Genomic DNA, 9,567 nt, shown 5'->3' with positions numbered 1-9,567 from the left:
GACACCGCCCCGGTGCCGCGGCTCGACTGGGCGAGCTGCGGGGACGGCTTCGAGTGCGCGAGCGCCCGCGTCCCGCTCGACCACCACGACCCGCGCGGGGCGGGCCTGGACCTCTCCGTCGTCCGGCACCCGGCGAGCGACCCGGCCCACCGGATCGGCTCGCTGTTCTACAACCCCGGCGGCCCGGCCGTGCCCGGCACCGCGGCCCTGCCCGCGATGCTCGACCTCTTCCCCGAGGAGGTCCGCGCGCGCTTCGACATCGTCGGCTTCGACCCGCGGGGCACCGGCGGCAGCGCCGGCGTCCAGTGCTTCGAGAACCCGGCGGAGGAGCAGGCCCTGCTGGCCGGCACCGCGGCCGGCTACCCCGAGGACGCCGTCCAGCAGCGGGCGTGGACCGATGCCTACCGGCGCCTCGGGCGGCAGTGCGGGGCCCGCGACGCCGCCCTGCTGTCCCACGTCTCCACCGCGAACGTCGCCCGGGACATGGACCTGCTGCGCCGCGCGGTCGGCGACCGGCAGCTCAGCTACCTGGGCACCTCGTACGGCAGCTACCTGGGTGCCACCTACGCCAACCTGTTCCCCGGCCGGGTCCGCGCCATGGTCCTGGACAGCGCCATGGACCCGGTGGCCTGGTCCACCGGCCGGAACGGGCAGGCCGCGGCCGAGGGCACCCTCCTGCGCAACGGCAACGACCTGGCCGCCGGCCGGATCCTCGACGCCTTCCTCGACCGGTGCGGTCGGGTCGGCCCGCAGGCGTGCGCCTTCTCCGCCGGGACGGCCACCGCCACGCGTGACCGGTTCGCCGAGCTGCTCCAGCGGCTGCGGACCCGGCCGGTCGCCGTCTCCGGCACGACCTTCACCGCCGGTTCGGCCCTGGAGACGACGGTCCTGTCGCTCTACGCGGCGAACCCCGTCCCCGGCCTGCCCGGCACGGGCTGGTCCCGGCTCGGCGGCACGCTCCAGGCCCTGTGGACCGCCACCGAGGCACCTGCCGCGCCGCTGCCGCCCGTCTCCCACGCGTCCCCCGACCAGGCGCTCGCGGTGATGTGCTCGGACAGTGCCAACCCGCCGGCCGGTGCCGACTACCCGGCCCAGGCAGCACTTGCCCGCTCCCGTTCCGGCGAGGTCGGCCCGTACTTCGCGTGGGCCGCGGAGCGCTGCGCCGACTGGCCCGTCCGGGACCGCGACCGCTACGACGGCCCGTGGAACCACCCGACCGCCCGGCCGATCCTGGTCGTCGCCGCCACCGGGGACCCGGGCATGCCGTACGAGGGGTCCCGCGCCATGGCCCGGTCGCTCGCCCGCGCCGAACTGCTGACCGTCGACGGCTACGGCCACACGGTCCTGGCCAACCCCAGCGGCTGCGCGGCCCGGTACGAGACGCGCTACCTGATCGACGGCGTGCTCCCGGCGCGCGGGACGGTCTGCGCATCCGACCGGCAGCCCTTCGCGGGCTGAGCCGACCGGTCCGCCCAGCCCCGGCAGCGGGGCCGTGCGGACCTGTCCGCCGTGCGGGTCGTGCGGGTCGTGCGGGCCGTGCGGGCCGTCGGACGCTCCCTCGCCGACCGTCCCGGCGGAACCGTCAGCCTGCCTCCCGGGCCAGCGACTCCGGTCGCGACAGTGCCCGGCCGCGCTCCCAGGCGCTGCGGAAGCCGTCCTCACCGAGCGCCTCGGCGCAGCCGTCCAGGACGGCGCGCAGCTCCGGGTCGCCCGCGTCATGGGCTCCGCGCAGCGCGTACGCCGCGCCCAGTGCGGCCGCGCCCCGGGTCGGCTCGCCCTGGGCCAGGCAGTACTCGGCGAAGCCCTCCAGCACGTCGGCGCGGACCGGCCGGTCACCGCCCTCCGCGGCCAGCTCCAGTGCCCGGCGGTGCAGCGCGGCGGCCTGCTCGGGCGTGCGGAGGCGAAGCCGGATGCGGCCCAGGCTGGTGTGCAGCAGGGCGAGCAGGTGCCGCCGGGTGGGAGCCGCGGCGTCGGCCGGTGAGAGGCGCTCCAGCCTCCGTAGCGTCTCCTGCTGGTCGCGCAGCGCCGCCGTCAAGTCGCCGGTCCTTCTGGCGAGTTCACCGAGCGCGTAGCGGGACGCGGCCTGGAGGTGCGGGTCCCGCGCCCGTACGGCGGCGGCCAGCGCGCGTTCCAGGTCGGCCCGGGCCGCGTCCGGCTCGCCGTTCCGGGTCCGCAGCCGGCCGGACAGCAGCAGCGGCAGCGGGGCGTCGCCGGCGCCGCCCATCCGGGCGTCGCAGTCGCGGGCCTGGAGGAGCGCGGTCAGCGCCTCGTCGGCCGCGCCGGTGACGGACAGCAGCGCGGCCAGCGTGACCAGGGCCATCGCCAGGCCCCAGCGGTCACCGAGCGCCCGGAAGCCGTCCACCGCGGTCCGCAGACCGTGCTCGGCCTCCGCGATCCGGCCGGCGCCCAGCTCGACGCGGCCGAGCGCCAGATGGGCGCCGGCCCGGACCCAGGCGTCGGGATGCCCGAGGAACCGCTCCGCCGCCGCGCTCGTGGCCCCGGGCGGCCCGCCCAGGGCCAGCAGGAGCGCCGCCCCGAGCGCGACCGGGTGGTCCGCCTCCAGCGCCGTGACCAGCGCCTGCCCCATCGCCTCGGCCGGGGCCGCCGTCCCGTCCGCGTCCCGCAGTGGCGCGGTGAGCCCGGAGAGGATCACGCACAGCGCGTGCGCCTGCTCCAGGCCGGGCGGCGGGGTGTGGCCGTGAGCCGCGAGGACGGCCGTCGTCCACTCGCCGGCCTCGTGTCCCTGACCGCGCATCAGCCACGGCCAGATCCGGGCGGCCGCCAACCGCAGCGCGTGCTCCGGCGGGCCGACGGCGACCGCCCGGCGCAGCGCCGCGTCCAGGTTGAGGTGCTCGGCGTCCAGCCGGGCCAGCCGGTTCAGCTGGTCGTCCGTGCGCAACCGGGGCTCGGCGGTCTCGGCGAGGGCGAGGTAGCGGCCCAGGTGCTCGGCGCCGGTCCGGTCCGCCTCCCCGGCCGCGACGAGCTGTTCGGCGGCGTACTCGCGAACGGTCTCCAGCAGCCGGAACCGCAGCGGCCCGCCGCCCCGGCCGGTGGCCACCACCAGGGATTTCTCGACCAGGGACGCCAGCAGGTCCTCCACGGCCACCACGTCCGGTGCCGGACCGCCCGGCCAACGGCCGGAGCAGACCCGGTGGGCGTCGGACAGGAGCGCCCCGCCGGCGAACACCGACAGCCGCCGCAGCAGGACGCGTTCGTCCTCGTCGAGCAGGTCCCAGCTCCAGCCGATGACGGCGCGCAGCGTGCGATGCCGGCCGGGGGCGGTGCGGGGGCCCCGGTCCAGCAGCCGGAGCCGGTCGTGCAGCCGCGCCGCGAGGTGCCCGGGGCCGAGGGAGCGCAGTCGTGCCGCCGCCAGCTCCAGGGCGAGCGGGAGGCCGTCCAGTTCCCGGCAGATCCGGACGACGGGCTCGACGGTGTTCCGGTCGAGGGTGAAGTCCGGGGCCGCCGCGGCGGCCCGTTCGGCGAACAGGGCGACGGCGGGGTGGGCGAGCGCCTCCTCCGCGGTGGTGGCCGGCGGGGGTACGGCGAGCGGGGGTACCGGCCAGAGGGTCTCGCCGGCCAGCCCGAGCGGTTCCCGGCTGGTGGCCAGCACGGTGAGGCCCGGCACGGCGGTCAGCAGTCGGTGGGCCAGCCGGGCCGCGGCCACGACCACGTGTTCGCAGTTGTCCAGGACGAGCAGGGTCTCGCGGCCCTCCAACGCGCGGACGATGCGGTCGACCGGATCGCCGGCCGGGGTGCCGACGGGCGGTCCGTCCGCCGGCACCCCGGAGTCCTGCGGCGGACGGACCGCCGTCAGGACGGCCCGGGCCACCGCGTCGGGGGTGCCGACGTCGGGGGCGTTGACGTCGGGGATGCTGACATCGGCCAGTTCCGCCAGCCGTACGTCGGTTCCGACAGGCGCGGCGGCCGCGACCGCGACCGCCAGCCGGGTCTTGCCGACGCCGCCCGGCCCGGTGAGCGTCACCAGGCGCGACCGGCCGAGCCGCTCCCGGATCGCCGTCACCGCGTCGTCGCGGCCGACCAGGCCGGTCAGCCAGGTGGGCAGCGCGGCGCGTCCGGCCGGACTGCCCACGGGCGCCGGGGCAGGTCCTGACCTCGGCGGCTCGGCGCCGGACAGCACCCGCAGGTGGACGTCCCGCAGTTCGGCGGACGGGTCGGCGCCCAGTTCCCCGGCCAGCGCCCGCCGGGTGCGTTCGAACACCTCCAGCGCCGCGGCCTGCTGCCCGTTCGTCTCCAGCGCGCGCATCAGACGGGCCGCGGCCCGCTCGCGCAGCGGGTTGGCCGCGCAGAGTTCGGTGAGCTCCGCGACCAGTCCCGGCACCCGGTCGGCCGCGCCGAGCGCGAGGACCGCGTCCGCGTGGTCCTCGGCCGCCGACAGCCGCAGTTCGGCCAGCCGGGCCGCCGGTGCGGCGGCGAATCCGGCGCCCTCGGCCTCCGTGAACGGTGCCCCGCGCCACAGCTTCACCGCCTCGCCCAGCACGGTGGCCGCCTCGGCGAACCCGCCCGCCGCCAGCGCCGCCCGCCCGGCCGTCACGCGCTGCTCGAAGTCCCAGGCGTCCACGCTCGCCCGGGGCAGGTCGAGCAGGTACCCGGCGGGATGCGAGCCGATCACCGTCCGGTCCGCCCCCAGCGCCCGGCGGAGCCGGGAGACCAGGGACTGCACGGCGCCGGCGGGCTCATCCGGTGGCGTGTCCCCCCAGAGGTCGTCGACCAGCCGCTCGCGGGTGACCACCCGCCCGGGGTCGAGGGCCAGCCGGACCAGCAGCAGCCGCAGCCGCGCCCCGCCGACCTCGACGGTGCGCCCGTCCTCTCCCCGTACGACCTGGAGAGGCCCCAGAACCTTGATCCGCATGCCGCCCGTCCTCGCTCGGCCCCGCCCGACAAACAAGATCATTATCCTGGGGCCCGGGGGCAGCTCGGGTCCTGGGGCAGCTCGGCTCCGGGGGCAGGTCGGGCCGGGGCGAGTTCGGGCGGGGCCGACCGGGGCGGTCGGCGAGCCGTGCGGGCGCTGCCCGGCTACGGGCGGAAGCGGGGCCGGCCGAGGACGTAGCTGCGCAGGTCGATGTCCTCGGGCAGGGCGGGTGCGGTGCCGGGGAGGGCGACGGCGCCGACCGCGACGATGAACGTCCTGGTCACGGCGTCGCTCCCCTTCTTGGTCCGCGGGGCCTGGAAGAGCAGGTAGCGGGCCAGCAGGTAGTCCTCGGTGGTGAGGCGGGGGCGGGCCAGGAGGTCCAGGGCGGCGGCGTGCAGGACGGCGCCGTCCCGAGGCGCGGGGGTGGCGGTGTAGATCGGCGTGCCGCCGCTCTCGATCCAGGAGGTGTCCAGGCCGCGGGCCGCGTACCGGGCGACGAGTTCGGCGTCGGTGCGGCGGGCGGCGTCTCCCCGCAGGAGGCGGTTGCCGGCGATCCGCCGTCCGTCCGGCAGGAGCACCCGGTTCTGGAGGATGTCGCCCGTGACGCCCTCGGCGGCGAAGCGCCGCTCGGCGAGACGGCCGTAGCGGAGCATGGCCTCCCAGGCCGGGGTCGCGCGGCCGCCGGTGTAGGTGCGGGTGGTCCGGTCCCATCGAGCGCCCTCGCGCAGACGGCCGACCTCGCCGAGGCGGTCGTAGTTGGTGTCGCCCTCCCGGATCGGGGTGCGGAAGCGCTCCGGGTTGAAGGCGGTGCCGGCGATGCCGGGAGGCGGGCCCATCGTGACGGCGGGGCGGTAGCGCCAGTCGACCAGCCGCGCGTGGACGGTGGCCAGCGCGGCGACCCGGGCGGGCCGGTCCCCGGCGGTCTCCCACATCCGGGCCAGCAGGCCGGCCGCTTCGGTGGCGGCGGCCGCCTGCCCGGCGGCGAAGGCGCGGGCCGGGGCCTGTCCGGCGGGGTCGGCGAAGCGCAGGGCGAGCGGGCTGGTGGGGAAGTCGCCGGGGGTGATGCGTGCGGTGGGCACGGCTCTCTCCTGGACGCTCCGCTTGTCACCCGGCAACGACGACCTCCAAGTCGGGCCTGACCATGGCCCGTTCATCGTTTCATCATGCGCTGCCGGGTGTCGGGGAATCCGTGCAAGTCCCGTTCGGCACGTCGGCCGGACGCCGCCCGTGGCGGTCGATCAGGGCGGCGCCGTGCCCCGGAGGCAAATGTACGGACAATGGCTTGCGGTCCGTGGCGGGTCCGACCTAGCTTAATGTCCGTACATTTCGCCAGGGAGGGTCCACTTGATAACCAGGCATCACCGGATCGTGATCATCGGCGGCGGGACCGCGGGGATCTCGGTCGCGGCCCGGCTGCGCCGCGCCGGCCAGCGGGACGTCGCGGTGCTCGATCCGAGCGGTCATCACTACTACCAGCCGCTGTGGACGCTGGTCGGCGGAGGCCGGGCGCCGCTGGCGGAGAGCATCCGGCCCCAGGCGTCCGTCATGCCGAAGGGCGTGCAGTGGATACGCCGCGCCGCGGTCGCCGTCGACCCCGAGGCCCGGGAGGTGGCGCTGGACGACGGCGGCACGGTCTCCTACGACCACCTCGTGGTCTGCCCCGGCATCCAACTGGACTGGGACCGGATACCGGGCCTGGAAGCCGGGCTCGGCCAGGACGGACTGTCCAGCAACTACCTGCCGCAGCACGCCCCCGCGACCTGGCGCTTCATCCGCGGGACCCGCTCCGGCAGCGCGGTGTTCAGCATGCCCGCGGGAGCCATCAAGTGCGGCGGCGCCCCGCAGAAGATCGCCTACCTGGCCGCCGACCACTGGCGCAGGGAGGGCGTGCTCGGCAGGATCGACGTCCACCTGGTGATCCCCGGCACCGCCATCTTCGGCGTCCCGGAGTTCGCCCGCGTCCTCGAAGGCGTGGTCCGCCGCTACGGCATCAAGGTCCACTACGGGAGCGAGGTCACCGAGGTGCGCCCGGAGGCCCGCGAGGTGGTCGTCACCGATCTGGGGACCGGGGGCAGGACGACCCTGCCGTACGACGTCGCCCACCTGGTGCCGCCGCAGAGCGCCCCGGACTGGATCAAGCGCGGCCCGCTCGCCGGTGCCGACGACCCGGCCGGCTACGTCGAGATCGACAAGTACACCATGCGGCACGTCCGTCACCCCAACGTGTGGGCGCTCGGTGACGCCGGATCCTCCCCGAACTCCAAGACCGGCGCCGCGGTGCGCAAGCAGGCCCCGGTGCTCGTCGAGAACCTCCTCGCCACCCTCGACGGCCGCGAGCCCGAGGCCGCGTACGACGGCTACGCCTCCTGCCCGCTGACCACCGCCCGCAACAAGATGCTGCTCGCCGAGTTCGACTACAGCGGGCGGCCCGCCCCGTCGATCCCGGTGATCAACACCGTCCGCGAGCGCACCGACATGTGGTACCTCAAGCGGCGCGGGCTGCCGTTCCTCTACTGGAACCTCATGCTCCGCGGGCTTGCCTGACCCTCGCGGTCACGCACCCCCGGGCGCCCGCGCGCCCCGGATCTCCCGTACGGCCCACCACTCGGGCCTCCCGCCGGCGCGGCCCTTCGCGCGCCCACGGCGTGCTGCCGGGCGACATCCCGCCCGTGCCCGCATCCGCCCGTACCCACGCCCGCCCGTACCCACGCCCCGCCCCCAAGGCCGCGGGGCGCAGCCACCCTCCACCCTCAGGAGCCCCGGATGACGACGCCCGCCGGACCACTGGTCTTCGTGCAGTTCTACCTCGACTGCCTCTCCCACGCCTCGTACCTCGTCGGTGACCGCACCACCGGCCGGGCCGTCGTGGTCGACCCCCAGCGCGACGTCCGCGAGTACCTCGCCGCCGCCGAACAGCACGGACTGACCATCGAGCGGGTCATCGAGACCCACATCCACGCGGACTTCCTCTCCGGCCACCTGGAACTCGCCGAGCGCACCGGCGCGCGCATCTCCTACGGCTCCGCCGCCGCGCTGGACTTCGACACCGACCCCCTGGGCGACGGCGAGCGGATCGGCCTCGGCGAGGTCGACCTGGAGATCCTGCACACCCCGGGCCACACCCCCGAATCGATCTGCGTCCTCGTGCGCGAACACGCCGGTGACGCCGTCCCGTTCGGTGTGCTCACCGGCGACACGCTGTTCATCGGCGACGTCGGCCGCCCCGACCTGCTCAGCTCGCGCGGGCGGTCCGCCGAGGAGATGGCCCGCCTGCTGTACCGCTCCACCCGGGCCCTGCTGACCCTCCCCGACGACACGCGCGTCTACCCGGCGCACGGCGCCGGCTCGGCCTGCGGCAAGAACCTCTCCACCGAGCTGAGCTGCACGATCGGCAACCAGCGCCGCGGCAACTACGCCCTGGCCGACATGACCGAGGACGAGTTCGTCGCCGTGGTGACCGCCGGCCAGCCCGCCGCGCCCGCCTACTTCGCGTTCACCTCGGTGCGCAACCGCCAGGCCCGTCCGGTCCTGGACGAGGACACCCCCGTCCCGCCGCTCACCCCGGAGGCGTTCCTCCAGGCCCGGGCGGGCGGCGCCACCGTGCTGGACACCAGGGATCCGGAGGCGTTCGCCGCCGCCCACCTGCACGGCGCGGTCAACATCCCCCTCGGCGGCCGGTTCGCCGAACTCGCCGGCCAGGTGCTCGACGCCCAGGACGCCGTCGTCCTGTGCGGCGACCCGGACACGGCGATCGAGGCCCGGACCCGCCTCGCCCGGATCGGCTTCGACCGCGTCCTGGGCGCCCTGGGCACCGCCGTCGAGGCGATCGACGCCGCGCACCTGACCTCGGTCGCGCGCGTGGACGCCGACGACCTCGCCCGCTCCCTCGCCCGCTCCACCGACGGTCAACTCGTCGAGGGCGAAGCCGACTTCACGCTGCTGGACGTACGCGGCCCGGGCGAGACGCAGGACAAGGGCACCCTCCCCGGCGCCCGGCTCCTCCCGCTGCCCGAACTGCTCGCCCGCCTGGGCGAACTGCCGACCGATCAGCCGCTGACCGTCATCTGCGCGGGCGGCAACCGCTCCTCGGTGGCCGCGTCCGTGCTGCGCGCCCGCGGCTTCGAGGCCGTCGACCTGCGCGGCGGCTTCGCCGCCTGGAACGGCGAGGTCGTGCGCCCCGCCGGCCAGGCCGCGGACGGCGTCACGGCGTGAGCGTCCTGATCACCGCTCTGCTCTGTGGAGCCGTGGTCGGCGTGGCCCTCGGCGCGCTGGGCGGCGGCGGGGGAGTGCTCGCGGTCCCGGCCCTGGTGTACCTGCTGGGCCTGTCGCCCTCCGACGCCGGGACCACCAGCCTGGTCATCGTCACCGCCACCTCCGTCACCGCGCTGACCCGCCACGCGGGCAGCGGCACCGTCCAGTGGCGCACCGGCGCACTGTTCGCCGCGGCCGGCGTGCTCCCCGCCATCGGGGCGTCCGTGCTCGCCCACCGCATCCCGCAGCCGGTGCTGACCTCCGCGTTCGCCGTCCTGGCCGCGCTGGCCGCCGCGGTGATGCTGCGCGGCGCCCGAAGCGCGCGGCGCGTTCCGGGCGGGGCGGCCGCGGAAGGCGGGGAGGCCGGGGAGACCGGGGCGGCCGCGGAAGGCGGGGAGGCCGGGGACGGCCGCGGCGCCGCTCCGTCCGCGAAACCAGCCGGCCGG

The 9,567-nt window shown here is 76.5% G+C and carries 6 protein-coding genes; 4 read left to right on the top strand and 2 right to left on the bottom strand.

The window, feature by feature from the left end; translation table 11 throughout:
* Window positions 1–1,458: alpha/beta hydrolase (locus ACFVGO_RS34450; protein ID WP_380636062.1), on the top strand; the 1,458-nt coding region annotated here is incomplete at its 5' end.
* A gap of 124 nt (window positions 1,459–1,582) precedes the next feature.
* Here ACFVGO_RS34450 and ACFVGO_RS34445 read toward each other — a convergent pair.
* Complete coding sequence (locus ACFVGO_RS34445) at window positions 1,583–4,870, bottom strand: BTAD domain-containing putative transcriptional regulator (protein ID WP_380636060.1); 3,288 nt, start codon at window positions 4,868–4,870, stop codon at window positions 1,583–1,585.
* 164 nt (window positions 4,871–5,034) lie between these two features.
* Window positions 5,035–5,949: a hypothetical protein gene (locus ACFVGO_RS34440; protein ID WP_380636059.1), complete on the bottom strand. Its 915-nt coding sequence runs from the start codon at window positions 5,947–5,949 to the stop codon at window positions 5,035–5,037.
* Window positions 5,950–6,214: 265 nt separating this feature from the next.
* Here ACFVGO_RS34440 and ACFVGO_RS34435 point away from each other — a divergent pair, with 265 nt between their 5' ends.
* From ACFVGO_RS34435 to ACFVGO_RS34425, 3 genes are all read left to right on the top strand, one after another.
* On the top strand, window positions 6,215–7,414 hold the full coding sequence (locus ACFVGO_RS34435) for an FAD/NAD(P)-binding oxidoreductase (RefSeq protein ID WP_380355326.1): 1,200 nt from the start codon (window positions 6,215–6,217) through the stop codon (window positions 7,412–7,414).
* 219 nt (window positions 7,415–7,633) lie between these two features.
* Window positions 7,634–9,082 carry a rhodanese-like domain-containing protein gene (locus ACFVGO_RS34430; RefSeq protein WP_380636057.1) on the top strand — a complete coding sequence of 483 codons (1,449 nt, stop codon included), beginning with the start codon at window positions 7,634–7,636 and terminating at the stop codon, window positions 9,080–9,082.
* Window positions 9,079–9,567: TSUP family transporter (locus ACFVGO_RS34425; RefSeq protein ID WP_380636055.1), on the top strand; the 489-nt coding region annotated here is incomplete at its 3' end. The genes ACFVGO_RS34430 and ACFVGO_RS34425, both read left to right, overlap by 4 nt.

The organism is Kitasatospora sp. NPDC057738 (genome assembly GCF_042798815.1).
Taxonomy (GTDB): domain Bacteria; phylum Actinomycetota; class Actinomycetes; order Streptomycetales; family Streptomycetaceae; genus Kitasatospora; species Kitasatospora lactacystinica.
This window is presented reverse-complemented; position numbering and strand designations above follow the sequence as displayed.

Excerpts from the sequence above, each read along its gene's own strand:
- ACFVGO_RS34430 (WP_380636057.1), top strand. The coding sequence starts at position 7,634 with ATGACGACGCCCGCCGGACCACTGGTCTTCGTGCAGTTCTACCTCGAC.
- ACFVGO_RS34445 (WP_380636060.1), bottom strand. The coding sequence starts at position 4,870 with ATGCGGATCAAGGTTCTGGGGCCTCTCCAGGTCGTACGGGGAGAGGAC.